This window comes from Wolbachia endosymbiont (group A) of Tromatobia lineatoria (genome assembly GCF_964028565.1).
In the GTDB taxonomy this organism is placed as follows: Bacteria; Pseudomonadota; Alphaproteobacteria; order Rickettsiales; family Anaplasmataceae; genus Wolbachia; species Wolbachia pipientis.
Window position 1 is genome coordinate 339,436 of the sequence record NZ_OZ034791.1, and the last position, 26,895, is coordinate 366,330.

Sequence of the window (26,895 nt, forward strand, 5' to 3'; positions counted from 1 at the left end):
TACTGATGTTGTTGTAAGGAACGTTGTTGCAAAATTTTGTAAAATTTATTATCCTAAGGTTTCAAGTTCTCACAGGTTTATTGGAGCTATATGTACAATGTGTTTATCAGTGAAAATCCGAAGAAAATGATGGGGGAAAAGTTAATACATTACTTTAGCCAGGGTAAATGCGAAGGCAATGCAGAAATGAAAAATCTGCTGGGAGGAAAGGGGGCAAATTTAGCAGAAATGTGCAATGTTGGCATTCCTGTTCCACCTGGTTTCACAATTTCCACCTCTGCTTGCAAAGTCTATTATCAAGACAATAGATCTTCTGTTATCCAAGTAGCTGACTACTCGGATCCAGAAAAAAATGTGGTCACGCACTGGAATGACATATGTAGTGGAATCAAAAACTACATGGCGATGCTCGAAAATGACATCGGTTGTAAATTTGGGGATTTAAATAATCCTTTATTAGTTTCAATACGCTCTGGTAGTGTTAGTTCAATGCCGGGCATGCTTGATACTATTTTAAATGTTGGTCTAAATGATGAAACCGTTGTTGGGCTTGCAAAGAAAAGTGGCGAACGTTTTGCTTACGATAGCTACTGCCGTTTCATCATGATGTACTCCAATGTTGTACTACAGCTTGATCATCACCTATTTCAAGATGTTGTTGATAATGAGCAGCAAAAGAGTGGAGCAAAAAGCTTAGCTGATCTTGATGTTGATGTTTTAAAGAGAATTGTTAACGATTTTAAAAAGATAGTATATGAAAAAACTGAGAAACATTTCCCGCAGAACGTTGAAGAGCAATTGTTAAACTCAGTTAATGCAGTATTTGCCTCTTGGAAAAATGATAGGGCTGTTTCCTATAGAAGAATACATAATATTCCTGAAAACCTTGGAACAGCGGTCAACGTGCAAGCAATGGTTTTTGGTAATTTAAATGATAATTCTGCAACTGGTGTGATATTTACACGAAATCCTTCAACTGGGAAAAAAAAGCTTTTTGGTGAGTTTTTGGTTAATGCTCAGGGTGAGGATGTGGTTTCTGGTGTTTATACTCCTATGCCAATTGACGGAGAGCAAAAAAACACCATGGAGAAGTTGCTGCCAAGTGTCTACCTGGAATTATGCGCGGTATGTGAAAAACTTGAAAGGCATTATAAAGACATGCAGGATATCGAATTTACTGTGCAGGACGGTAAGTTATGGATTTTGCAGACTAGGTCTGGCAAGCGCACGGCTGAAGCTGCTATTCGCATAATAGTTGATATGGTAAACGAAGGAACGATTACAAAAGAAGAAGGAATATTGAGAATTGATCCAAAAACCTTTGACAATTTATTGCATCCAGTTCTTGACGTTAAGGGTGACCAGAAAGTAATAGGGAAGGGACTGCCGGCTTCTCCAGGGGTTGCTTCTGGATATGTAGTGTTTAGTGCAAGTGATGCTGAAAAAGCTGCAGAGCAGGGTAAAAAAGTGATTTTAGTAAGGTCAGAAACGAGTCCTGAAGATATTAATGGAATGAATGCTGCAAGTGGCATAGTAACAGCACGGGGAGGGATGACCTCGCATGCTGCTGTTGTAACCCGTGGAATGGGTAAGCCATGCATTTGCAGTGTGAGTGGACTTTATATCGATAAAGATGGAACTTTCTTTTCTGTAGGGGATACAAAAGTAAATAAAGGTGAACCAATTACCATCAACGGAGGAACAGGGGAGGTTATGCTTGGCATTCTTCCTACAATTTCACCTGAATTATCGCAAGAATTCAAAACGATAATCAACTGGATAGATGAAATCAAAACGGTCAAAGTGAGAGCGAACGCTGATACTCCAAAAGATGCAAAAATTGCAAAAGAATTCGGTGCAGAAGGTATAGGCTTATGTCGCACAGAACATATGTTTTTCGCTAGTGATAGAATCAAATTCATTCAAAAATTGATAATAGCTGACGATGAAAATGAAAGGGCAAATGCGCTCATTAAACTAGAAGAAATGCAAAAGTCTGATTTCAAAGAAATATTTTCTATTATGGAGGGCAGGGAAGTCACTATACGGTTGCTTGATCCACCTTTGCATGAATTTTTACCCAATGATCAGTCTACTATAGAAAAAATTGTCAAATCACTTAGTAAGTCAGTTGAGTCAGTAAAAAATAAAATAGCACAGTTATCAGAAAAGAACCCAATGCTTGGTCATCGAGGTTGTAGACTTGCTATTTCTCATCCTGAAATATATTGCATGCAGATTAGGGCAATACTTAGTGCTGCAAATGAGCTAAAAAAGGAAAAAAATGTAGAAATCAAGCCTGAGATCATGATCCCTTTTATAATGAATGAGAAAGAATTTATTCTGATATGCGAGCTAGCAAAGAAAGAATCCTCTGTCATCTCAGCTAGGATCAAGAAGCAGATTCCAGCGTCACGCGCTGGAATGACATCAGACAAGGCGTACTCAATTGGAACAATGATAGAGCTACCACGAGCGGCACTGATTGCTGATAAGTTAGCAAAACATGCAGAGTTCTTTAGTTTTGGCACTAATGATTTAACGCAAACAACCATGGGACTTTCAAGAGATGATTCAGTTAATTTCCTCGATTCCTATAAGAAAAACAACATATTTGACAATGATCCATTTGAAGTGCTGGACATCGAAGGGGTAGGGGAGTTAATCAAGATAGCCATTGAAAGAGGCAAAAAAACCCGAAAAGAAATAAAACTGGGTATATGTGGAGAGCATGGAGCAGATCCAAAATCCATAGAGTTTCTCATCGAATCAGGGGTGGATTACGTTTCATGCTCACCCTATAGAGTACCGGTTGCAAAGTTAGTGGCAGCACAGTTTAGTGTTAGATCTAAATTTGCTAGGTAAGTATAGTGGCAGTGTTGGCTACTCATATGGTTTGAGCCCACCAGAGGGTGTCATTCCAGCGCGTGACGCTGGAATCTAGTTTTTATTATGACCTTCTGGATCCCAGTGTCTGGGCACTGGGATGACATCCTGTTACACGTTCAACTTCATTCTCTCTCATCTCCCTATAACTTGGTAATGTAGAATTTTTTACATGCAACCCGGTAGCTATTGCAACCAAAGCAGCTATAACACCACAAATCACTGCACCAGTTACAAATGGAACCATCACAGCAGCAGTAATGAATAATCCTGTAATAACAACTCCAACAACATCTTTTGTTAATGAGGTGTAAAAATTTTCCTTGCTTTTTTTATATTTAGCTTCTTTTTCATTTGGCACAGAAAATTGAGCATCTACAAAGCCGTTAGCTTTATTATCATTATTTGGTGTGGCAGTTTGCTTAGCCTCTGGTATTACAGGCGTTTTATTTTTGTTATTATGATTTGATTGGCCATTAACATTATCACTATTTGGCGTGGTAGTTTGGTTAGTCTCTGTTACTACAGGTATTTCATTGTCGTGATTGCGATTATCACCATTAGTACTAACTGGAGGCACTGTTGCTACAGGTCTACTACCAATGTTTCCATTACTGCTGCTGGGTTCTGCTCTATTTTCTTCATTAAGCTTACCTCTATTCAAGAACGCATTAACAATTTTAGTTTTACCTACCTGTATGGCCACTTGTAAAGCCTCTTTCCTGTTTGCAGGACTCACGTAACCTAAAATTAGCTCAGCTTCTTGGGCATTATCCTGAGTAATAGCAAGACACAGAGCGTTAAATTTTTCTTCTTCATAAAATTTGCCACTATCCAAAAGTACCTTAACAACGTCAGCTTGTTTTGTTATTGTAGCTATGCCCAATATAGTTCTGGAAGCAGTATCTGTAAGATGGATTACAGCATCTAAATCTGTAAACAATTTTACAACATCTAGAAATATGCCACGATCGCCGGTAATATTGGACTCTCTTACAGCATTTGCAAACGAGTCAAAAATTGCCAGATTTGTTTCTTTCCCTTGTATTAGTTGCTCGTAAAGTACTTCAGCAGTCATACCAGGGTTTATGAAGTTACTAGAATCTACTTCATTACTGTCTGCTCTATTCTCTTCCACATTAGGTGCCTCTTCTTCCTTGTTTATTGCTGCGGTTATTTGCTCTTGTTGAAGGGGTTCATACCCATTTTGGAGGAGAAAATCCTTAACGCGTGGGTTGTTATTTTCGGTTGCATGTTTTAGAAGTAGGTTCCCTAATGAATTGCCTCCTTCACATTCATCTTGAAAATTAACTTCTTTCCTTAACCTCTTTTTTAGTTCTTCCAAACTAGTAACTGTGTTATCACGTCCTGTAATTCTATCTATATCTAGATAGAAATTTCTAACATCATCATAACTATATGCCATAACTATAATCCCACTACTATAATGCTTATATTATATCAACTCCCTAATAATCAGTCAAGACATATTGCAGTTTCAAGCAGCATGATATATCATGATACATATTGAATATAGTTCTTAAAGCAAATGATGGAAGATTTAGCCTATAAATTAGTTAAAGTGACCGAAGCTGCAGCACTTGCTGCGTATAAATTGGCAGGCTTTGGTGATGAAAAAAGGGCTGATCAGGTTGCAGTTGATGCAATGCGTACAGTATTAAATTCAATGGAAATAAATGGTACTATCGTAATTGGTGAAGGTGAGAGAGATGAAGCGCCGATGCTATATATTGGCGAGAAGGTTGGCACTGGAAATGGTCCTGAAATCGACATTGCCGTTGACCCACTTGAAGGCACTACGATTTGTGCTCATTACAAATCAGGGGCAATGTCCGTTCTTGCTGCAACGAAAAAAGGTAATTTTTTACATGCACCTGATGTTTATATGGAAAAGATAGCAGTAGGAAAAAATCTTCCAGAGGGTGTAGTCTCACTAAAAAATAGCATTGAAAAGAATCTAGACAATTTAGCCAAGGCAAAAAAATGCAAAGTGAATGATCTCGTGGTAACTGTACTTAAACGTGAAAGGCACAATGAATTAATAGAGAAAATCAGGAAATTAGGAGCAAAAATTAAACTAATAGATGATGGCGATGTTGCAGCCGTAGTTTCACTAGTAAATGGCAATCATGATATGTATATCGGAATAGGAGGGGCACCAGAAGGGGTGCTTGCGGCTGCAGCGCTGAGTTCAATCGGTGGGCAGATGGAGGGAAGATTAATATTTGACACGGATCAATTAAAAGAAAGAGCAAAAAATTTAAATATCCATGACCCAGAAAAAATCTACACCGTAAAAGATATGGCAAGAGGTGAATCAGTGTTTATTGCAACTGGAGTAACAAGCGGAGAACTTGTGGATGGAGTTGATAACATATGTTCAACTAGTTCTTTAATAATTCTACCTAATAAGCTGATAAAGCTGCAAACAATGCAGAACTTATGTTAGCTTTTTTAGTTTCTAATTTTAGCTTTACAACATTTAGCATTAAGATATAATCAAGTTTACTTATAACAATAGAGGTGTGAAATGTTTTCTAGTATTGTAAATCTATTGAGAGGTTGTCCGGAAACAAGTAAAAGGCTATAATATCTGAAATTTTAGTACGGGGTAAAGATGAGAAAAAAGTATCCAACAGATCTAAGCGAAAGGGAATGGGCAAGAATAGAAAAACACTTCAGAGTATCATACAAGAAAGGAGGAAGGCCGCCAAAGTATAGCAAAAAAGAAATATTAGAAGCAATTTTCTATGTATTGCGTACAGGGTGTCAATGGCGGTATTTACCAAATGATTTTCCGCTATGGAAGACTGTGTATGAGCAGTTCAGGCAATGGAAGAAGCAGGGAATTTTTGAGAAAATGAATTATGAAATTACAAAATATAGTAGAAGAAAAATAGGAAGGAATGAGCAGCCGAGTGCCTGTATAGTAGATAGTCAATCTGTAAAGACTACAGAAAAGGGGGGATCAAAGGCTATGATGGAAGTAAAAAAGTAAAGGGTAGAAAAAGGCATATAATTACAGACACTCAGGGTTTTATACTAGGTTGTTACGTAGGCGCTGCTAACGAAAATGATAGAGATGGTATTAAAATAGCATTAAACAATATGAGAACAAAATATACTAAAGTTAAAAAAATGTGGGCTGACATGGGATACCAAGGAAGAAATTTAAAGAATCACATAAAGGAAGAATATGACATAGATATTGAAATTGTTAAAAGGCCTCCATGTAGATTTTGGGTGCACAAAGATACGCCACCTGAGCTACTACCAACAAGAGAACAAGGGTTTAAAGTACAGCCAAGAAGATGGGTTGTAGAAAGGACTTTTGCTTGGGTTAATAGGAATAGAAGGCTATCGAAGGAGTATGATTTACTCACAACATCCACTGAGAATTTCATATACCTAGCTATGAGTAGGGTTATGTTAAAGAGGGAATATGCTTGAATTTACTAGTTTCCGGACAACCTCTTATATTCTCTTCTAACTTGCCTTCATTTGTCATTCGCTCAAACTCACGTTGCCATACCTGATTTCTTTCCAATTTTCTTTTTGAGTTTTGATCTGATTTACCTTGAAGTTCTTTTATCTCCTTTTCCAATTCTTCTATTGCTTCTTTTACAGCACTCTTAAATGCCGGTTGCACTATTGAAATCATGTTATCGTGAGTACAAGAGAACTTGTATCTCGTACCGCCGTATTTAAAAAAAATATCACTAGTGCTTATTACTTCAACTGCAATTTCTATTCCCTTGTTTGGTCCCGAAGTTTTTGCTTTCAACTTTTTTATTGTATTTTGTGTTGCACTTTGAGCTAGATCGAAACCGATATTAGTACAGATAGTAAAGTCCTTTAGGTCACCATCTGCAAAATCTGGATTAATTTTAATCTTTAGATATGAAACAAAATATTTTGGAACGCTAAATTCACCACTTTTATTTTTTGAAAGCAATTTACCTACACCGATTTTTTCGCATTCATTTTGCTTGTGTTTGTTTTGTATAAACCTATGTACTATTTTTTCATTTTTCCTATCCTGAAAAACAATATCATCAAAACCCGTAGCTGATTCCATTTCTGTAGCTAAACGGAAAGAATATCCAACATCTACTGCACGTTTGAGAAGCAGCATTACCCACTTTAGTTGGTAGATATCACCATGAAGAGACCGCTTTCTTCCCCAAGCAGGATAAGTTTCAGGCATCCTCAACCTCACATAATTTTAAAAATAGTACCAACAAATGGTAAAAAAGTTATATGTCATGATATACAGATATCGTAACAAAGACCTTGGAATATCTACGAGATGTGCTGTTATGTAAATAAAAAAATGTGACTAATTACTTAATCTCTCACTCAAAATTGAATTCACCACATCAGGGCTGGCTTTTCCTTTGGTAAGTTTCATAACTTCGCCGACAAAGAATCCGTATAACTTTGTTTTACCGCTTTTGTATTCTTGAACTTTATCTTGGTTGTTATTGACGATTGTGTCGATAACTCCTGATATTTGACCTCTATCGGTTATTTGTTTTAGGTCTTGCTCTTCTATAATTAAAGATGCAGGTTTGCCAGTTTCAAACATACTATCGAATACCTGCTTGCCAAGTTTAGCAGAGATTGTTCCATCAACGATAAAATCTAAGAGTTCGGACAAAGCATTTGCTTTGATTGGGGAGCTCACAATATCAATACCTGCTTTATTCAAACGACCAAAAAGCTCTACGGTTAACCAGGTAACGGCGAGCTTTGAATCATGTTTTTTTATCAATTCCTCAAAATAATCAGCAATTGCTTTATCGGAGGTAATGACGTTTGCATCGTATTCATTGATACCCAATTCCTCAATGTATCGCAGCTTTTTTTGATCTGGCAACTCGGGCAAAGATGATTGAATTAAATCAATTTTATCCTGGCTTACCTCAACAGGTAATAAATCAGGCTCAGGGAAGTATCTATAATCGCTTGCATCCTCTTTGCTTCTCATCACTTTTGTTTTTCCCGAAGCAACGTCAAACAATAAGGTATCTTGACTTATTTCTTCTCCACTTTCTAAAATTTCAATTTGTCTTTGTATTTCATAGTCTATAGCTTGCACAATATAACGTATCGAGTTCAGATTTTTTATTTCACAACGAGTGCCAAATGTACTACTGCCTTTTAGGCGGACAGAAACATTTGCATCACAACGAAGTGATCCCTTTTCCATATCACCATCACATGAACCAATGTAACGCAAAATCTGCCTCAATTTTTTCATGCATTCTGCAGCTTCCGCAGATGAACGGAGATCTGGCTCTGAAACAATTTCCATTAAAGCAACCCCTGCACGATTTAACTCTACATAAGTTCTGCTTTCCTCATGAACGCTCTTTCCTGCATCTTGCTCTAAATGAATTCTCGCAATTCTTATTTCTTTTTCATTGTCGTTGATAAATACTCTACCGTTTTTAACTATTGGCTCAAAAAACTGAGTTATCTGGTAACCTTGTGGTAAATCAGGATAAAAATAATTTTTCCGATCAAAGTAAGAATACTTATTAATTTCTGCAGAAAGTGCAAGACCAGTGCGTATTGCTTGCTCTATGCAGTAATAATTTAGTATTGGCAGCGTACCTGGCATTGCCGCATCAACTAGAGAAACTTGAGTGTTATGCTCAGCACCAAATTCCGTTGATGAGCTAGAAAATAGCTTCGTATTAGAAGAAACTTGAGCATGCACCTCAAGCCCAATTACCGCTTCCCAATCCTCTTTCGTCATGTATTTTATTTAAATGATAATCTTAATATTCTGCAAAATTAGCACAAAAAGTCAAAACAAAACTCATGTTAGCTAAGTGGTATGCAGATTGTTTTACCCATAGAAACGGGTTAAATGCAAAAGATTACTTGACAAGCTTCGCCAGCCCTCTTATCATAAAATTGAAGCTATTTATTTATCTTCTCTGTACAGATTAAATGACAAAAAAACTCACGTATCTGGCGTCTCATGTTTAATTTTTTGCACTATGTGCACCTTATGTCTTTATAAAACTTCTACCTACATAAGCTGAAACGCGCTTATAAAGCGTTTAAAACATAAAAAAACGCCAACTTAAAAAATGGATAGTGAATAACTAGCTACCCTAGGGTTTCTTTTGCCTTTTTTTCTGTTTAGTAAATTTCTTAACGTTTATAATTTAGATTAGTTGCGGTTTAAAAGCAACTGAATCGCGGTTATTAAGTGTTTAGAATAAAAAAACGCCATACTTGAAAGTATAATGTAAGTAATTAGCCAACCACGGGGCTTCTTTTGCCTTTTTTTTCGTTTGGTAAATTTCTTAATGTCTGTAGCTAAACGATAACCGTCATCCCGCTACTTGTTAGCGGCCGAGATACCGCGAATGAATCGCGGTATGACGTAGGATTGCTGTCATTCCAGTGCCAAGCACTGGGATCCAGCCTTTATTATTTGGTTGAAATTAAGTCTTCTGGATCCCAGTGTCAGCTACTTGGATGACACCATTCTTTTTCCTGGATTCCAGTGTCTGGGCACTGGAATGACATCCTCCCTTGTGGAGATTGCTCTCAAATCACAATGTTCGTACAGCTATGCAAACACAAAGGTGTCATTCCAGCGCGTGACGCTGGAATCCAGTTGAGCTATTTCAACAAAAATACTGCATTTTGAGATGAACGTCTATTCTCACCAGACTTATTTACAAGTATAACAATTAAAGTCTGGATTCCAGTGTCAAGCACTGGAATGACATCATAGGGGCACTGCCCTTTTGGATGGAAACCAGTGTCAGCTACTTAGATGATACCTTTTTTCTACTTAGTTTGGGTTATGCAAGAAGTCTATTGCATTCCTGAGCAATTTGATTCATTATTCTTTTTGTAAAAAATTTTCTTAACTTTCTCTCCACTTTTTTGGTAAGGTCACTTTAAAGGAAGTCTAATAGATGCTACATAGAAATCCAGATGAGTTTCTAAAGTCTATTCCAAAAGATAAGCGCATAATGTGCCTTGACATGGGAGAAAAGCAAATAGGCATAGCATTTAGCGATAAAACACAGCTCATAGCCACAGCTCATAGCATATATCACAGAAAAAATATGAGCAAAGATTTAGGTTATCTGCATAGAATATTCAAAGAAAATGAATCTGGATCAATGGTAATAGGACTACCATTAAAAATGGACGAGCAAGAAACTAAATGGTGTAAAACTATAATCCAATTCGCAAATAAAATAATAAAAAAATATAAAGTAAATATATACTTACAAGACGAAAGCTTCTCAACATCTATCGCAACTCATACACTAAAAATTACTGGAGTATCAATCACAAAATCGAAAAAAATAGATGATAAAATCTCCGCATGTATTATTTTGCAACGAACGTTAGACAAGATAAATACAATCAAATAGTTTTTCCAGATCTGGAAATCTTCAAACTGAATCCCATATAAAAGTTACTCAACAAAACAAGAACCTTTCGTATAAGCATGACAAATTGCTACAGCAAGAGCGTCAGCAGCATGGTGGCATTTTATACTCAAATTTTTAACTATTTGCTTCACCATAAATATAATCTGATCCTTATCAGCATGGCCATTTCCGGTAATGCTTTTTTTTACATAGTTTGCATCATATTCATTCATAGTTAGCTTTGTTATTTTTAACGCTAAAATTACAACCCCTCTTGCATATCCCAAAGTTAGTGAAGATTTAGGATTTTTATTAACAAAAATTTTTTCTACCGCAGCTTCATTCGGAGAGTATAGGGAAATTACTTTCTTTAATTGTTCAAAAATTGTATGTAGGCGTTCACCTGTACCCAATTTACCATCAGTTGATATGGTACCGCCGCCCAAAAATTCAATATTATTTTTTTCGTTCAGGCTGATAATGGCCCACCCAGTCTTGCTTATTCCTGGATCTAGACCTATTATTTTAACCACTTAATAAACGCTTAACCAATAGACAAACAAAAATAAAAATATCCAGACTACATCTACAAAGTGCCAATACCAGGAGGCAAACTCAAAGCACAAATGGTCCTGAAGTGTAAATTGGCCTTTCCGTGCTCTAAATAAACACACTGATAAAAATATTATTCCTATTATAACGTGTGCGCAGTGAAAACCGGTAATCATATAAAAATTGGATGTATAAATAAGCTTTTCTCCTGTTTCTTGTAGAGAAAAACTCGCTTCATGATACTCTATTGCTTGCACTATTATAAAAAAAACTCCAAGCAATATAGTTATGGACAGCATTTTAATCATGCTCTTTTTATCATTTTTAAGTAAAGAGTGATTTGCCCAAGTAATTGTTGTACCAGAAAGCAATAATATTAATGTATTCATGAATGGTAGTGACCACGGATCAGGTGGCAAAATTCCCTCAGGGGGCCATTCAACTTTTTTTGCAGGAGAAAACGCCTCAAATAAAAAAACTGGATCAAGCCAGGCTTTAAAGAATGAACAAAAGAACACTATAAAAAATACGACCTCCGAGAGAATAAACAAGTACATTGCAAATTTGAGTCCATGTTTTACAATGGCAGTGTGACATTTGTCATAAATGGCCTCCCTTATTACATCTCTCCACCAATAAAACAGCACCCCTGATACTGCGGAGATTCCCAAAACTAAACAAAACATTCCGACAATTTGTTTATGAAGCGCGCCAACTAATCCAAGTGCAAGAATAAGAATTGCTGCTGATACAGCAATTGGCCAAGGGCTTGGATCCACTAAATGAAAATCATGTTCTTTACTTTTCATAGCATTTTAAAAAATACTTATTAAGGATACAAATTAGCTTAAAATTGTCAATGTTCCTTAGGAAATTGATTGAATCTTGAAAAATTATATGCACCGTTCAAAAAATCTAACACAAATTGTGCAGTTATTCTAAACAACTCAAGCATTCTGCTCTTTTCGTTTTCTCTTGCTCTGCTGCAATATCCATCAACAATATTTTCCAAAATAATGCATCCAGACTTTACTGAATCACTGTAACAAAAATTAAACCAATCCCTATATCTATTATTTTTCTTGAATCTATTTTTCATGCTATCAACGACAGTCTCGTATATAAACATGCAAGAATACAAAACCGTCATAGCCTCATAGGTATTACTATGCGAGATGGATAAAAGAAAATTAGTGAAATTAAAACACTCAAGAGATTTCTTTTCGCGACTTATACCGTACATAGTAAAGTAGTAGTCATATAGCATTCTATTAACAGTCACTACTCTTTGGGCTACTTCAGCAAGCGAGATAATACTACTATAATCTTCCATTTTGGATGCAGTAATTAAGGTGGTACGAATATAATCACCTAAGAACAACGTCTTTTGTTGAGCATAGAATTTGAAGTTCTCTATATTTAGGGTGTTATTCGCTAACTCAACATTAAAAGGATGCTCAATTATATCCTTTAAAAGATTTGACCCGTAACAGCTCCTAATGATGCCACTGAACACTGTAGTTACCGATAAAAGATCAAGTTAACGTAAATAATCCGCTGCTAATATTCTTTGCTAGATATATTAGAGTAATATGCCTCATCCCAAAACATTATTTCTAATTCCAGCCCTTTCTTAAAAAACTCATACATCCTCTTTTTTTCACAGTCACTAGCTTTTTTATATAGCTTATTTGTAATATCAGTAACCTCATCAATTACAGCATTTACTGTTTCGCTACTATAAATGTTGATCCACTCTTTGTATTTGTTATTTTTAACCCCTTTAGTTGTTATCTCATTTACCATATGGCGTATAACGATTTGGTATATGTTAAAGCAAGAATAAGATGCTACTAAAGCTTCATTAACAGAATTGTGATATGCGGCACTCATGAAAAAGTCAGTAAAGGCAGAACAAGCTCTTGACTTTTTGTGATCATCAGATAGATCACAATCTTCAAAATATTTTTTATACTGTTCTCGAACATAAAATGCTCCTTGTGCCAAATTGATTAAACTACTCATCATTTCAATATCATCAACTCTAGCTGCAACAATTAAAAAAGCACGAGCGCAATCTATACAATACAGAAAATCCTGCTGAAGGTAGAATTTGAATTTTTCATAATCTAATGTATTATTTATCAATTCAACATTAAAAGGGTGTTCTTTTATTTTATCAATAAGATCAGAAAACTCTTTTAGAGGTTGTCCGGAAACAAGTAAAAGGCTATAATATCTGAAATTTTAGTACGGGGTAAAGATGAGAAAAAAGTATCCAACAGATCTAAGCGAAAGGGAATGGGCAAGAATAGAAAAACACTTCAGAGTATCATACAAGAAAGGAGGAAGGCCGCCAAAGTATAGCAAAAAAGAAATATTAGAAGCAATTTTCTATGTATTGCGTACAGGGTGTCAATGGCGGTATTTACCAAATGATTTTCCGCTATGGAAGACTGTGTATGAGCAGTTCAGGCAATGGAAGAAGCAGGGAATTTTTGAGAAAATGAATTATGAAATTACAAAATATAGTAGAAGAAAAATAGGAAGGAATGAGCAGCCGAGTGCCTGTATAGTAGATAGTCAATCTGTAAAGACTACAGAAAAGGGGGGATCAAAGGCTATGATGGAAGTAAAAAAGTAAAGGGTAGAAAAAGGCATATAATTACAGACACTCAGGGTTTTATACTAGGTTGTTACGTAGGCGCTGCTAACGAAAATGATAGAGATGGTATTAAAATAGCATTAAACAATATGAGAACAAAATATACTAAAGTTAAAAAAATGTGGGCTGACATGGGATACCAAGGAAGAAATTTAAAGAATCACATAAAGGAAGAATATGACATAGATATTGAAATTGTTAAAAGGCCTCCATGTAGATTTTGGGTGCACAAAGATACGCCACCTGAGCTACTACCAACAAGAGAACAAGGGTTTAAAGTACAGCCAAGAAGATGGGTTGTAGAAAGGACTTTTGCTTGGGTTAATAGGAATAGAAGGCTATCGAAGGAGTATGATTTACTCACAACATCCACTGAGAATTTCATATACCTAGCTATGAGTAGGGTTATGTTAAAGAGGGAATATGCTTGAATTTACTAGTTTCCGGACAACCTCTTACAATTACGTTGTACAGTTCTCCTTCTATTTCGTTATACACTTTATAAGCCTCACAATAAAAATTGAATATAAAAATTATTACTAATGTGGTATAATTATTATGAAAAAGCGTGCTATGCTTTAACAATAAGCTAGTATATAAATATGGGGCTGTAAATCAAAAATTTTAGCAATCTAAAGAAATTTTACTATTACCTTCTATATTGAATTCTCTACGAAGATCAGCAGACAAGTTTATGCTTTCCCAAGAAAATCCACCGTCACTTTCTGACTCTTTACCAAAATGTCCATAACAGGCTGTACGTTTATATATAGGATGATTAAGCGATAAATGCTTGATTATGCCTTTTGTTGATAAATCTATATTATTCTCGATAAACTTTTTAATTACTCTTTCCTCTACCTTATTCGCACCAAATGTATCAATATAGAATGAAGTAGGTTTTGATACACCAATTGCATAAGAAAGCTGCACAAGACAACGTTCAGCCAAACCTACAAAGACAATATTTTTAGCAAGATATCTTGCCATATAAGCCGCAGATCTATCAACTTTGGTTGCATCTTTTCCGGAAAACGCTCCTCCACCGTGTGGAATATAACCTCCATAAGTATCAACCATAATTTTTCGTCCGGTTAATCCACAATCACTAACCGGTCCACCAATAACAAATCTACCAGTTGGATTGACTAAGAGATTTTCCTCAGGACACATCCATCCTTCAGGTAAAGATGAAACTATGTAAGGGTAAATTATTTCTTTTACTTTTGATTGATCCAAATCCTCAGGGTGCTGTATTGAGACAATAATACTTTCAGCACGTACCGGGAGGTTATTCTCATATGCCAAAGTGATTTGTGACTTTGCATCTGGACCAAGTTTTGCTTCTTTAACTGCGCTCATGATATTTTTCAGAATCGAGTGTGCATAAAAAATGGGTGCCGGCATAAGGTTTTCTGTCTCTGTTGTTGCATAGCCATACATTATGCCCTGATCTCCAGCACCTTGATCCAACCCTATTGCAATGTCATTTGATTGCTCATGCAGCAATATATTTACTTTCACTTTTCTCCAGTGGAACCCATCGTGCTTGTAACCAATATCTTTTATTGTATTCCGTACAATACTTTCAATCCTGCTATTTTTGATGTTAGGCCCAAACACTTCCCCAGCTATAATAACGTTATCTTTGGTGACTAAAGTCTCTATTGCAGCTCGCGCAAAAGGATCAGTAAAAAGGTACTCATCAAGTATTGCATCTGAAATTTGATCTGCTACTTTATCTGGATGACCAGCCGCCACTGATTCACTGGTTACTAAATTTTTATATAAACTCATGTTTTTGCTTATACAATATCAAAAACGCTATAGAAAACACAGTTAGTAACTACTAAATGGTGGGTCTGGGAAGAGTTGAACCTCCGACCTCACGCTTATCAGGCGTGCGCTCTAACCACCTGAGCTACAGACCCATGATTTATTCAAGCTGAAGCTTTCATATTATCTGTAGGCACGATATCAATAAAAGTCTTTTTATTTGCTGATCTTCTAAAGCTGACCCAGCCTTCTATTTTAGCAAAAATCGTATGATCTTTACCTATACCAACATTCTTCCCAGGATGGAATTTTGTGCCTCTTTGGCGCACAATTATGTTACCAGGAATAACCTTCCCATTCTTCTTTATTCCTAACCTACGACCCGCTGAATCTCTACCATTACAGGAACTACCACCTGATTTTTTAGTTGCCATATCTTACCTCTTACTTTTGAAGACTAATTTCATTTATACGAAGAACAGTTATATACTGCCTATGACCAGTTTTCCTACGGTAATTTTTTCTTCTTTTCTTCTTAAAGATTATAATTTTTTCCCCCCTGCACTGCTCCAACACTTCAGCTTTAACAGTAGCATTAGATGAATAAGATAAGCCATTATTTGAAATACAAATCACCTTATTGATTTCCACCTCTTTTTTTTCTTCAGCTTCTAACTTCTCTACCTTTATTATACTACCTTCTTTTACTAAATATTGCTTTCCACCAGTCTCAATTACTGCAAACATGATAAATATAAATTATTGTTATTAACTTTAATCGTAAACGATGTCATATACGCTGTCAATATAAATAAAAAGCATGACTTAACGTTCTTTTTGAGCTACTAAAATACTTCTATCTGTTTTCATCTTTTATCTACCTTTTCTCAGACAGTAGACTTCTTGCATAACCTAAGCAGAAAAAAGGCAAATAGTTATTATAGCTCTAAGTTTACCGACACCGTCATGCAAGTAGCCCCTTCTCCTGTCATCCGAGTAGCTTGACACTGGTTCCTTTATGACGATGTCATCCAAGTGTCAGCTACTCGGATGACAAAAAAAGGAGCACTAGGATGACATCATCCTTTTTTGGGATTCCAGTGTCACGCACTGGGATGACAGCAGTCCTACGTCATACCGCCGCGAACCGTCATACCGCGATTCATTCGCGGTATCTCAGCAATAGATCCCGCTAACAAGCAGCGGGATGACGATTGTCGTTTAGCCATAAACATTAAGGAATTTACCAAATGAAAAAAAAGGCAAAAGAAACCCTAGTCATTGTCTATTTTCAGTATTGGCGTTTTTTAAGTCTTAAACACTGCAATTTAGCTGCTTTTAATTGCAACTAACCTACGCTGCAAATGTTTAAGAAATTTACTAAGCAGAAAAAAAGACAAAGGACCCCCGAGTTAGCTAGTCTTTTACTATCTCTGTCGAGTATTGGCATTTTTTGATGTCTTGTAACGCTTTATAAGCGCGTTCAGCTTATTTAGATAAAAATCTAGATGTAGATGAAGTTTTGTAAAGACATACAGTATCTATATACTGCAAAAAATTAAACATAAGACGCCGATACATTAAGTAATCCTTACCTTTTAATCTGCAGATTGGCGAAAGCAAATACAATAGCTTCACTGTTATGATAAGGGGGCTGGCGGAGTTTGTCAAGGAAGTTTTTTTGTTTCTATTCCCAATAAAAGTTTGTTATATGGTTATGCAAGAAGTCTAATATTAAAAATGACACAACAACATAATTAAATTAGACTACTTTATTCTCTTAGTTACTTGCTTTTCTCTTGCTATTGCAAGGCTTTTTTCTGGTACATCCTCAACTATAACACTACCTGCTGCAATTACAGATTCATCATGAATATTAAGCGGCGCAATTAGTGAGCTATTGGCGCCAACAAAGCAATTGCTCCCTATATTCGTTTCATGTTTATTTTTCCCATCATAATTACAAACAATAGTGCCTGCTCCTATATTACTCTCCTGCCCTACTTTAGCATTTCCTATATAACTTAAGTGTTTTATTCTAGTGTTTTGACCAACTTCACTTGTTTTCACTTCCACAAAATTTCCTATTTTTGCCTTATTACCAATTGTTGTGTTTCCGCGTATTCTGGTAAATGGACCGACCTCAGCATTACTTTTAATTAAGCAGTTTTCTAAATGCGAAAATGGCAGTATTTTCGCACCAGACTCTATTTTCACTCCAGTACCGAAAAAAACATATGGGTAAATAACTGAATCTCTGGCAATTTGCGTATCAAGAGAAAAGAAAACAGTCTCTGGTGCAACAAGCGTTACTCCGGAGTCGGTAAAAATTTTTCTTTTATTTTCTTGAAAGTAAAACTCAGCTTTTATAAGGTCATTTCTGTTATTTATTCCCGTTGCTTCTTCTCCACCGGTAATAACGTAACCGACATTTAAATTACTCTTCACTGCAATGGAAACTATATCGGTCAAATAATATTCATGAGTTGAGCTATTGCACTCTATTTTCTCCACCAATTCACGTAAATTCTTTGCATATGCAACCATTATTCCAGCATTGGCAAGAAACTCTTCATGATTATTTTTATCACTCTTTGCTTCTACGATTTCTCTTAAGGAACCATTCTCAATGATTAACCTACCATATTCTTTATTGCTTGCCCTAAAACCTAGGCAAACTAGAGCCTTGCCTTCTAAATAACTAATCATTTTAGTTATTGTGCTGCTTTTTATGAGCGGAGTATCCCCATACTGCACAACAACTATGCTTGAATCTGGCAATTCTCTTAGGTTTCTCATCGCAGTTTTGACCGCATCTCCCGTGCCAAGTGTTAATTCTTGTGTAATTAACTGTATATCCTTAAAACACTTTAGTCTTTCAATTAAAGGCTGATCAACTACAACAGCAATATTTTCAGGATTTAACTGTTTTGCATTGTAAATGACATGCTGGAGCATGGAAAAACTGCCTATTTTGTGTAGGACCTTAGGCAAATCTGAATTCATCCGCCTGCCATGCCCTGCAGCAAGTATAACGAACGTATGAGTTTTACTTATCACTTATCTTAAAGATGAAAAATGAAAACCGTAATGATCAAGCCAGCTGATTTTGTTGTCATAAAAGCTCCTCAAGTCGCTAATTTGATATTTTAGCATTGCAAGCCTTTCTATACCAATGCCAAACGCAAAACCGTTGTATTTAGTATGGTCTATTCCAACATTTTGAAATACATTTGGATGCGTCATACCGCATCCCAGTACTTCTATCCATTTACTACCTTTATAACTTATGTCCACTTCCGCAGAAGGCTCGGTAAAAGGGAAAAAACTATTACGAAAACGTATCTTCAGCCCTTTATCGCCAAAGAACTTATTAAGGAAGTGATGAATAGTAAATTTTAACTGGCCCATATTGACATTCTCATCGACATATAACCCCTCTATTTGATGGAACATAGGGGTGTGAGTTGCATCAAAGTCGTTTCTGTATACTCTACCTGCGGCTACTATTTTAATTGGGAATTTTTTTGTTTTTTCCATGGTTCTAATCTGTACAGATGAGGTGTGAGTGCGCAGTACCATTCTTTTATCATCTGTTTTATTCTTTAAGTAGAAGGTATCTTGCTCCTCTCGTGCAGGATGATGACTTGGAGTATTCAGTGCATCAAATACATGAAATTCATCTTCAATGTCAGGGCCATCAACTGCCTTAAAACCCATATGTGCAAAAATAAGCTTTACTTCATTTAGAACCTTACTGAGTGGATGGACCTTGCCAATTTTTTCTGGCCTCGCAGGCAACGTGATATCAACTGCCTCGTTCTGCAATTTAAAGTTAACTTCTTCGGCTTTTAGTATATTCTCCTTATTCATTATAAGCTGATCTAGCTTATTACGTAAAACGTTGATAACTTCGCCTAAATTGCGCTTTTTTCCTGCGTCTTCTATCTCTTTTAAGTTGTCAAAATAAGCTTTAATTACACCCTTTTTTCCCAAATATGATAGCCTAACTTTTTCTAAATCTTGTAAAGAAGAAGCATTCTCAATTTCGGAAACTGCTTTATCTTCAAGTGAAAGTATGTCATCTAATAACTCTTTATTCATCTTAAAAACGCTGGCTTAAACTTTCATTATAGTGAAATTTTAAATATCATCAACAATCCGAAAAATTGCCCTATTCTGATTATTAATTTATTGACTGATTAATCTTTTTTATTTACCTTTGCGTTGATGAATTTGCTGTATCAACTATGCACAACAGTAATACTGAAACTAAGAATAAGTATAAAATAGAGGATTTACCTAAGCTCTTTAAGGAAAAATCCAGAAACATAAGTAAAGCATTTTCTAGCGAAACAATTAAGATCAGTACTATTCGCTCGAGAAGTATTGAAAGTAATATACAAGAATTTTCATTTGAGCTAACAGCAACAGATAAAGACACCTTTAATATAAGATTATTTCGAATAAACTCTTTAATTAATTTTTTCAAAATCTGCCTTTCCCGGGAAAAAAATTTTACAGCCAACATAAAAGTGCCCAAAGAAAGCAGTGAACTATATAATAACTACTGTAAAACTAACAGTTATAAAACTGTAGAAGAATTCGTAAATAGTGCTCCGCCTCAAATCCTTCTGCAGGGCACAACGATAACGCTACAAACAGACGTTGAAAACATTAACCTGGACAACTTGTACCAAATCGAGTTATTTCTAAATGAAAAGCTACAACATGCAGAAAAAACTGAAAATGAAGACAAAAAAGAACAGAGTGAAACTAACCAAAAAAATGCACAAAATAAACAAATCGTACCAGTTACAGGCTCATTTGGCTTCGATGTAACAAATAATGGAAAACAAGTTACACGTGTTTCGATAGTAGTTGCTGCAATGCATGAAAACGTTTTCTGGTTTAGATCTTTTTTCTGTCTACCCAATTTTTTTAATACGTCACAATTCTTTTCCCAACAATTGCCAAAATTTTCTATACAGAGCAACAATATACCATTTGGTGTTATTCCAGCGTTTGACCAGGAAAAAAGAAACATGGATCCAAGTAGTCAAGCTACTCGGATGACAGGGGGTAGTATAGAAAATCCAATACCTCAAGAAGCAGAACAGAATGTAGGTCAAACTACTTCGCACACAGAGTATTTTAAGGCTAACAGAAAAAAGAAGTCAAAAAAGCAGACCAAAGAACTATCAGAGAAAGAAAAACCATTAGCCATAAAACAAGCACAAAATGATGCTAGAGTAGCTATGATAGATAACCAAATTGAGCACAGGGGGAAAAACTCGATAAAATATTTATTGAAGTGATGAGTGGATACAAAAATCAAGATCCAGAAACATTTTGCAATATTTTCAGCTCAGTATTCAATATTGTTTACTTTCAAGATAAACAATTACATGCAATATTAGAGCCAGGCGAGATATCAGAAGTATTACAGATACTCGAAAGGCCACAACCTCTTAGTAACTCACTTTTAGGTAAAGAATATTTACAAAAACAAGTATATAGAAAAAAAGAGCAATTGCTTAAATTAGTTTCAGGTGTTTATATACAACAACCTTCTCCACAACATGAAAATACTCCTCATAAATCTACAAACCCTTTACCAATTAAAGATCTTTCACCAGCAACAAATGAAGCTAAAACTCTACCACCTACTAACATTACACTCAAATCATCATTAAAAACTGTATTTTCCTCAAAAAAGGCTTATTTTTGTCTATTTATAATAGTAGCATCTGCATCAACACTTTGCTTATGGCATTTTCCGTTAGGAAAAGTGTCAATGTTAAAAGGATTAGTGCCACCAGAAAAAAGAGAAAGTATTGGGCTAGCATTGAACATAGGGTTACCAATATTAACTGCATTATGTGTTCTGAGTTTGGCTTATTTCATATATTCTGAATATTCTATAGAATCTATTGAACAAGTAAGTGAAAACGATCCCCTTTCTCGCGCCTATAGCTAGTGCAGGCTCAGTTTTCCTACGTCATACCGTCACGGTATCTCTAGATCCCGCTAACACGTAGCGGGATGACGAATTTGTCGTTTTTTAAATTGTCGGTAAACCAGAATTACTTTAACTATAACAAAATAGAAATAAGTTGTTGTAAAAAATTTTTCATGGTAAAATTATTTATTTTCACCATATGTTTAAAGGAATTATCACGGATATCGGGACTATAACTGATACTACCACTCACTCCAACTCTGATCAAATTTTCCATATCAAGACACAAAATTTATCCTCTATAAATAAAGGAGATTCAATAGCTTGCTCTGGTGTGTGTTTAACTGTTGTTGATATAATGAGCGATACATTTACAGTCCAAGCATCTCAAGAAACTATGAAGGTTGCTAACTTAAATACGTGGAGAATAGGAAAAAAAATAAATCTCGAACAAGCAATGAGATTAAGCGATAAGATCGATGGCCACCTGGTTCAGGGTCATGTTGATGGGATAGTAAAATTTTTAACAATTAATCAAAATTTAGATTCTCATGAAATCAAACTATCGTGCCCACAAGAATTAATTAAATTTGTTGCAAAAAAAAGCTCCGTTACACTAGATGGGGTTTCCCTCACAGTGAATTCAGTTATTAATCAGGAATTTACAGTAAATATCACTCCCTATACATGGGAAAATACAACTTTTCAGTACAACAAAGTAAATGATTATTTGAATTTAGAAATTGACATGATCGCTAGGTATTTAGATCAATTGATGCAGCATAAATACAATTAATTTTACAACCTTGTTATTTACAACTATTATATCTTGAAAACCATATAGATATAAAACATGCTTTTCGATAGCCTAATTATCTTCATTGTTGTTCTATGCGTAATAATCTCGGTAACTAGAGGCTTTATAAAAGAGCTATGCGCACTAATGTTTCTATTTTTATCGGTCTTTCTGACAGCTAATCACTATGATTTTTTCGCTCCAAATTATAGTAAATATTTTGATTCTAAAGTTACACTAAACATACTTTCTACAATCTCTGTATTTATTATACTTAATCTTATATTCATGATAATAAATAACTGGCTAATGTACATATTATCACCCATAAGGTTGGGGTTTATCGATAGAGTTACTGGAATCTTTCTCGGAGTGCTTAAAGGAATATTGCTCTCTTATGTATTATTTTTTGCTGTGCACTTATATTGCTACACAGTATATGACAAAAAAGAGGGAGAGTATAAAATAGAAGCAGAAGACATATTGCCTAATTGGATAATAAATTCACACTCTTATCAGGCTTTATTTGTGACAGCAGAAGAAGTAATTGACATGTATGTACCAGAGTCGTTGATACTAAAAATAAAAGAGATCGGTGGAGAAATGGTTGATCAAGAAAAACCTAAAAACAATAAAAAAGAAGAGTAAATATTTATTTATAAATATTTTCATTGGGAGTATTCAAAAAGCCATATGTGTCAGGTTAAGAGCACAGAATTTTTTACTGGAAATATTAATTTTGTTTTAGCAATAAATCAACTTAAGGTCATAATATCTTGACATTTATTTAATGTTGCTATATAATAGCTATGTACATTTTGTGTACTATAGCAATAAAATTACCTTGTAATAGGTGTATTGGACCCGAGGGCAGTACTCGGCGCCTCCACCATGTTTTTTAATTATACGGGGGCGATTAAGGATCGACATGCATAGTAAAGATGGTAGCTTTGCTCGGTTAGACACCACCGCTAAGAGTTCATAATTTAAATGCAAACGATAATTTTGCTGCTGAAGAATATCGTGTTGCTGCTTAATTTAGCACAACCGGTTTATTACTAAAGCACGGTTTAGGGAACGCCGGGTAACAGAAGTTCCCCAAAATTTACGTATGTGAAAGTTATATGGAGCAAACAGATTACAAAAAACTGCTTAATTCTGCTAAGTTTCAAGTTATCAAAAAGACTTTAGATGTTATATCAGGTAATGGTTTTATCCCTCACTTAGAAATATTATTTTTCACATATTTTAATGGTGTGACCATGCCAGATCGTTTGAAAAAGTCATACCCTACTCAAATGCTTATTATATTACAGCATCAATTCTATGATTTAAAAGTTTCTGAGGATAAATTTAGCGTCAGTTTGAGTTTTCAAGGAAAACAAGAGCGAATTACTATACCGTTTTTTGCTATTAGTGAGTTTCGTGATAAAATTTCAGGAGATGTTTTAATATTTGACAAAATCAGTATCGACTCTGATAAAGAATACAAAAGTGAAAAATGTACTGAAAAACTATCAAACGGTAGTATTATATCCATAGATCAACTGCGTGATGAGTAACTGCTCATCTTTATAAACAAAAAATATTAATAGAAAAAAGTGGTCTAACTTAAGTAATAGAATAGAGGGTAGATAAATATGCTAAATTTTTAATTATTTATTAACGCAGGTGGCAAAATTTTTCTTACGTATCATCAACTTTCTTTATTGAAAAATTAAAAAAAATGTTGTATACTTGTTACAGTAGTAGAGTTCGGTAAAACATATGGCAAATTCAGGCATTAACATAGCTCTTAGCGAAGAAACTTTAAAGCATCTTGCTGAATTATCTGAATTTACTAAACAGCCCGTTCAAGAATTAGCAGGAAAACTATTTAGAGAAGCAGTTGAGCTTGAAATGGAGGATTTTTTAGTATCTAAAATTTCTGATAAGCGTGATGTTGAAGGTGCAGAAACAGTTGATTTTGAAGATATTAAGTGGGATTAGAGCGTTACAAGGTTAAGTCTCTAAAGAGTGTTGTTGAAAAAGATTTACCAAACCTTCCAAAGATAATAAGGCTAAGAGTTCAAAAGGCTATAAAAGAACGTCTTACAGTTGACCCAATAAATTTTGGTGAACCACTACATCATAACTTAAAAGGATGTAGAAGGCTAAGAGTTAGTGACTATCGTGTAATTTACAGAGTAAATCAATTAGATCATATAGTAACTATCACAGAGATAGGACATAGAGATGATATTTATAAGAAATAAATATCAACATTAATATATATTATACACCCCTCCTTCCTTGTCCATTCTCTACTTTAGGTGGCTTTGCGCAGCTCAAAAAATGAAGTTTTTTTTGGTTCAGCAAAAACAACATTTTGAGTTTGAAAAGGCTAAATACTTGTCTTTTATATAACTTTCGTGTAATAGATATGTATGCATCCAATCATATATCTACTCAATACGTTACTTGATCTTTATAGCTTCATTCTAATATGTTGGGTTGTCCTAAACTGGCTGGTTAAACTTAATATGGTGAACATATATAATGAAACTGTCAGTAGCATAATGCACATCTTGAACCAATTGACATATCCACCACTAAAGATTATTAGAAGATATATACCACCGTTCAACGGATTAGATTTATCTATAATGATATTGCTAATAACAGTTCACTTTGTAAAATATACAGTAGCTTACTACTTTAGGTAGATGTTAAAAAAATATCTAAAATCAGCAATATATCTATCCCTTTTAATATATATATATATATCAGTTTTTAGCTATAACTATAAAGATCCTTCCTTAAACACGGCTACAAATGAGGAAGTGACAAATTTAGGTGGAATAGTAGGTTCATATTTAGCTGATATATTGGTTCAATTTCTTGGATTAACTAGTGTTACAATAGCTACAACCATAGTTTACTTGTTGATCTTCAGGTCAGCAAAAATACTGCTGAAAATTCTCTATTTAATATTAATCAATTTAGGGGTATGTGCTATATTACCACAACTTTCGCTAGGCATCACAGCAAGGTACAGACACAGTGGAATAATAGGGAATGCACTCGTTAATAACTGCCCGTTTTATGTATTTGTGATAGTAACATTAATAGGTCTTGTAGGATCTGTTGGTTGGAAGAGAGCAATTTACTCTCTATTCTTCTTATGTAAAAAAATAGCTTGCTTATTTGTAAATGTTCCATTCTTCAGATCACATAAAACTACTGAGTATTCAATTGCACCATTAGTAGTAGAAGAAAAACATAAAACTAAAATCACTACTAAACAACAACCAAAAGAAAGACAGAAAAAAGCCACCAAAGAAATTTTCAGTGAGTTCGAATTTCCAAGCATTCATTTACTTTCCAAAGCAGAGGAGTCTTTGCAGAGAAAACAGCTGAATGAAATGGAGAGCAATAAAAATTTATCTCTGCTGGAACAAGTCCTGAGTGATTTTGGCGTGCAAGGAAAAATTATCAGTGTATGCTATGGGCCGGTTGTGACTTTATACAAACTTGAACCACAAGCTGGTACGAAATCTGCAAGAGTAATTGGCCTTGCAGATGACATTGCACGTTCGATGAGTGCACTCTCTGCACGTATTTCAATAATTCGTGGGCAAAATGCTATGGGAATAGAGTTGCCGAACAAGGAACGGGAAATTGTAATGCTGCGTGATTTGCTTGAATCACCAGAATACCAAAATGCAAACTTAAATCTTCCAATTGCGCTTGGCAAAGAAATAAGTGGAAAACCAGTTATTGCAGATCTAACTAAAATGCCTCACTTGCTCGTTGCTGGAACCACAGGGTCTGGTAAATCAGTTGCGATTAACACTATGATTCTTTCACTCGTTTATCGATTAAGTCCTGACGAATGCAAGATGATAATGATCGACCCCAAAATGCTTGAGCTTTCAATATATGATGCAATACCACATCTAATAACGCCAGTAGTAACAGAGCCAAAAAAGGCTGTAGTCGCTCTTAAGTGGATCGTGAAAGAAATGGAAAACCGCTATCGCATGATGTCGTATTTGAATGTACGCAATGTTATAAACTATAATCAAAAAATCACAGAAGCGATGAATAGTGGAATAGAATTGGAGCGCGTTGTGCAGATTGGCTTTAACTCAACAACAGGCAAACCTCTGTTTGAAAAAATACCAATCAAGATGGAAACATTTCCATATATTGTAGTGATCGTGGATGAAATGGCAGATTTGATGCTTGTTGCCGGCAAAGAAATAGAGTGCTCTATTCAACGCTTAGCTCAGATGGCTCGTGCTGCAGGAATACACATCATAATGGCAACACAACGCCCATCTGTGGATGTGATCACAGGTGTGATAAAGGCGAACTTTCCAACGAGAATCAGTTTTGCTGTTACTTCTAAGATAGATAGCCGTACAATACTTGGCGAACAAGGGGCTGAACAATTGCTCGGCATGGGTGACATGCTCTATATGGCCTCTGGTGGTAAGATCATTCGAGTTCACGGCCCATTTGTAAGTGATAATGAGGTGCAAGATATAGTTGATCATCTGAAAATGCAAGGTGAGCCAAACTACATGGAGGAAATCACTAAAGAAGATGAAAATTCTTCTACAGAGTCACACGATGAAACGGAGGATGAAGAAAATGACCTCTATAACCAAGCAGTGGCCATCATTCAAAGAGATCAAAAAGTTTCAACCAGTTACATTCAAAGGCAGCTTAGAATAGGCTATAACAGAGCAGCAAACATCGTTGAAAGAATGGAAAAGGAAGGTATTGTCAGCGCTCCAAATTACTCAGGGAAAAGAGAGATATTGGTTGAATAACA

At 35.3% G+C, this 26,895-nt stretch carries 23 protein-coding genes, 1 tRNA gene, 1 other RNA gene and 3 pseudogenes; 15 read left to right on the plus strand and 13 right to left on the minus strand.

Going from position 1 to position 26,895, the window contains the following annotated elements:
• Window positions 1–129: 129 nt before the first annotated feature.
• Window positions 130–2,865 (plus strand): pyruvate, phosphate dikinase, encoded by a 2,736-nt coding sequence (gene ppdK / locus ABWU48_RS01790; RefSeq protein ID WP_353288510.1) that lies wholly within the window; start codon window positions 130–132, stop codon window positions 2,863–2,865.
• Window positions 2,866–2,950: 85 nt separating this feature from the next.
• Here ppdK and ABWU48_RS01795 read toward each other — a convergent pair whose 3' ends face one another.
• Window positions 2,951–4,312 (minus strand): ankyrin repeat domain-containing protein, encoded by a 1,362-nt coding sequence (locus tag ABWU48_RS01795; RefSeq protein ID WP_353288451.1) that lies wholly within the window; start codon window positions 4,310–4,312, stop codon window positions 2,951–2,953.
• Window positions 4,313–4,438: 126 nt separating this feature from the next.
• On the opposite strand from ABWU48_RS01795, the gene glpX reads away from it, so the two are divergent.
• Together glpX and ABWU48_RS01805 are read left to right on the plus strand one after the other, a co-directional pair.
• The gene (gene glpX, locus ABWU48_RS01800) at window positions 4,439–5,356 is read left to right on the plus strand and encodes a class II fructose-bisphosphatase (protein WP_264706164.1); all 918 of its coding nucleotides are present in this window, start codon (window positions 4,439–4,441) and stop codon (window positions 5,354–5,356) included.
• 168 nt (window positions 5,357–5,524) lie between these two features.
• Window positions 5,525–6,357 (plus strand): annotated as a pseudogene (locus tag ABWU48_RS01805) (IS5 family transposase).
• Here ABWU48_RS01805 and ABWU48_RS01810 read toward each other — a convergent pair.
• Entirely contained in the window at window positions 6,332–7,114 is a 783-nt protein-coding gene (locus ABWU48_RS01810) for a hypothetical protein (protein ID WP_264705779.1), read from the minus strand. The pseudogene ABWU48_RS01805 and the gene ABWU48_RS01810 overlap by 26 nt on opposite strands.
• Before the next feature lie 132 nt (window positions 7,115–7,246).
• Window positions 7,247–8,671, minus strand: coding sequence for an Asp-tRNA(Asn)/Glu-tRNA(Gln) amidotransferase subunit GatB (gene gatB / locus ABWU48_RS01815; protein ID WP_264705778.1), 1,425 nt, complete (start codon window positions 8,669–8,671; stop codon window positions 7,247–7,249).
• A 694-nt stretch (window positions 8,672–9,365) separates the two neighbouring features.
• On the opposite strand from gatB, the gene ABWU48_RS01820 reads away from it, so the two are divergent.
• Together ABWU48_RS01820 and ruvX are read left to right on the plus strand one after the other, a co-directional pair.
• Window positions 9,366–9,551, plus strand: coding sequence for a hypothetical protein (locus tag ABWU48_RS01820; protein WP_138264918.1), 186 nt, complete (start codon window positions 9,366–9,368; stop codon window positions 9,549–9,551).
• Window positions 9,552–9,854: 303 nt separating this feature from the next.
• On the plus strand, window positions 9,855–10,322 hold the full coding sequence (ruvX, locus tag ABWU48_RS01825; protein ID WP_209473142.1) for a Holliday junction resolvase RuvX: 468 nt from the start codon (window positions 9,855–9,857) through the stop codon (window positions 10,320–10,322).
• Window positions 10,323–10,366: 44 nt separating this feature from the next.
• On the opposite strand, the gene ruvC is transcribed toward ruvX, so the two are convergent.
• The 4 genes from ruvC to ABWU48_RS01845 are packed head-to-tail and all read right to left on the minus strand — an operon-like array spanning window position 10,367 to window position 13,022.
• The gene (ruvC, locus tag ABWU48_RS01830; protein ID WP_209473140.1) at window positions 10,367–10,855 is read right to left on the minus strand and encodes a crossover junction endodeoxyribonuclease RuvC; all 489 of its coding nucleotides are present in this window, start codon (window positions 10,853–10,855) and stop codon (window positions 10,367–10,369) included.
• The gene (locus ABWU48_RS01835; RefSeq protein ID WP_006279354.1) at window positions 10,856–11,683 is read right to left on the minus strand and encodes a cytochrome c oxidase subunit 3; all 828 of its coding nucleotides are present in this window, start codon (window positions 11,681–11,683) and stop codon (window positions 10,856–10,858) included.
• Between the two features lie 47 nt (window positions 11,684–11,730).
• The gene (locus ABWU48_RS01840) at window positions 11,731–12,390 is read right to left on the minus strand and encodes a TenA family protein (RefSeq protein ID WP_010962391.1); all 660 of its coding nucleotides are present in this window, start codon (window positions 12,388–12,390) and stop codon (window positions 11,731–11,733) included.
• A 44-nt stretch (window positions 12,391–12,434) separates the two neighbouring features.
• Complete coding sequence (locus tag ABWU48_RS01845; protein ID WP_223823049.1) at window positions 12,435–13,022, minus strand: TenA family protein; 588 nt, start codon at window positions 13,020–13,022, stop codon at window positions 12,435–12,437.
• Between the two features lie 115 nt (window positions 13,023–13,137).
• On the opposite strand from ABWU48_RS01845, the pseudogene ABWU48_RS01850 reads away from it, so the two are divergent.
• A pseudogene (locus ABWU48_RS01850) lies at window positions 13,138–13,970 on the plus strand (IS5 family transposase).
• A gap of 193 nt (window positions 13,971–14,163) precedes the next feature.
• On the opposite strand, the gene metK reads toward ABWU48_RS01850, so the two are convergent.
• The 6 genes from metK to pheS form a co-directional block, all read right to left on the minus strand.
• Window positions 14,164–15,336, minus strand: a complete 1,173-nt coding sequence (gene metK, locus ABWU48_RS01855; RefSeq protein WP_353288452.1) for a methionine adenosyltransferase — start codon at window positions 15,334–15,336, stop codon at window positions 14,164–14,166.
• Between the two features lie 57 nt (window positions 15,337–15,393).
• Window positions 15,394–15,470 (minus strand) — tRNA-Ile (locus ABWU48_RS01860).
• A 9-nt stretch (window positions 15,471–15,479) separates the two neighbouring features.
• Window positions 15,480–15,749: a 50S ribosomal protein L27 gene (gene rpmA / locus ABWU48_RS01865; RefSeq protein WP_006279564.1), complete on the minus strand. Its 270-nt coding sequence runs from the start codon at window positions 15,747–15,749 to the stop codon at window positions 15,480–15,482.
• Between the two features lie 10 nt (window positions 15,750–15,759).
• Complete coding sequence (gene rplU, locus ABWU48_RS01870; RefSeq protein WP_006279565.1) at window positions 15,760–16,062, minus strand: 50S ribosomal protein L21; 303 nt, start codon at window positions 16,060–16,062, stop codon at window positions 15,760–15,762.
• A 1,020-nt stretch (window positions 16,063–17,082) separates the two neighbouring features.
• The gene (glmU, locus tag ABWU48_RS01875; protein ID WP_264705776.1) at window positions 17,083–18,375 is read right to left on the minus strand and encodes a bifunctional UDP-N-acetylglucosamine diphosphorylase/glucosamine-1-phosphate N-acetyltransferase GlmU; all 1,293 of its coding nucleotides are present in this window, start codon (window positions 18,373–18,375) and stop codon (window positions 17,083–17,085) included.
• Entirely contained in the window at window positions 18,376–19,419 is a 1,044-nt protein-coding gene (gene pheS / locus ABWU48_RS01880) for a phenylalanine--tRNA ligase subunit alpha (protein WP_353288453.1), read from the minus strand. It abuts the gene before it with no gap.
• Between the two features lie 146 nt (window positions 19,420–19,565).
• On the opposite strand from pheS, the pseudogene ABWU48_RS01885 reads away from it, so the two are divergent.
• The 9 genes and pseudogenes from ABWU48_RS01885 (at window position 19,566) to ABWU48_RS01925 (ending at window position 26,893) form a co-directional block, all read left to right on the plus strand.
• A pseudogene (locus tag ABWU48_RS01885) lies at window positions 19,566–21,295 on the plus strand (hypothetical protein).
• A gap of 181 nt (window positions 21,296–21,476) precedes the next feature.
• Window positions 21,477–22,073 (plus strand): riboflavin synthase, encoded by a 597-nt coding sequence (locus tag ABWU48_RS01890; protein WP_010082169.1) that lies wholly within the window; start codon window positions 21,477–21,479, stop codon window positions 22,071–22,073.
• A gap of 57 nt (window positions 22,074–22,130) precedes the next feature.
• Entirely contained in the window at window positions 22,131–22,721 is a 591-nt protein-coding gene (locus ABWU48_RS01895) for a CvpA family protein (RefSeq protein WP_010962383.1), read from the plus strand.
• A 124-nt stretch (window positions 22,722–22,845) separates the two neighbouring features.
• Window positions 22,846–23,176, plus strand: a transfer-messenger RNA (tmRNA) gene (gene ssrA / locus ABWU48_RS01900).
• 21 nt (window positions 23,177–23,197) lie between these two features.
• The gene (locus tag ABWU48_RS01905) at window positions 23,198–23,635 is read left to right on the plus strand and encodes a ClpXP protease specificity-enhancing factor SspB (RefSeq protein WP_006279412.1); all 438 of its coding nucleotides are present in this window, start codon (window positions 23,198–23,200) and stop codon (window positions 23,633–23,635) included.
• A gap of 205 nt (window positions 23,636–23,840) precedes the next feature.
• Complete coding sequence (locus ABWU48_RS01910) at window positions 23,841–24,062, plus strand: hypothetical protein (protein ID WP_353288454.1); 222 nt, start codon at window positions 23,841–23,843, stop codon at window positions 24,060–24,062.
• Window positions 24,053–24,328 carry a type II toxin-antitoxin system RelE family toxin gene (locus tag ABWU48_RS01915; RefSeq protein WP_209472686.1) on the plus strand — a complete coding sequence of 92 codons (276 nt, stop codon included), beginning with the start codon at window positions 24,053–24,055 and terminating at the stop codon, window positions 24,326–24,328. Before ABWU48_RS01910 ends, ABWU48_RS01915 begins: the two co-directional genes overlap by 10 nt.
• Before the next feature lie 171 nt (window positions 24,329–24,499).
• Window positions 24,500–24,778 carry a YggT family protein gene (locus ABWU48_RS01920; RefSeq protein ID WP_264705774.1) on the plus strand — a complete coding sequence of 93 codons (279 nt, stop codon included), beginning with the start codon at window positions 24,500–24,502 and terminating at the stop codon, window positions 24,776–24,778.
• Window positions 24,779–26,893: an FtsK/SpoIIIE family DNA translocase gene (locus tag ABWU48_RS01925; RefSeq protein ID WP_264329772.1), complete on the plus strand. Its 2,115-nt coding sequence runs from the start codon at window positions 24,779–24,781 to the stop codon at window positions 26,891–26,893.
• Window positions 26,894–26,895: the final 2 nt, after the last annotated feature.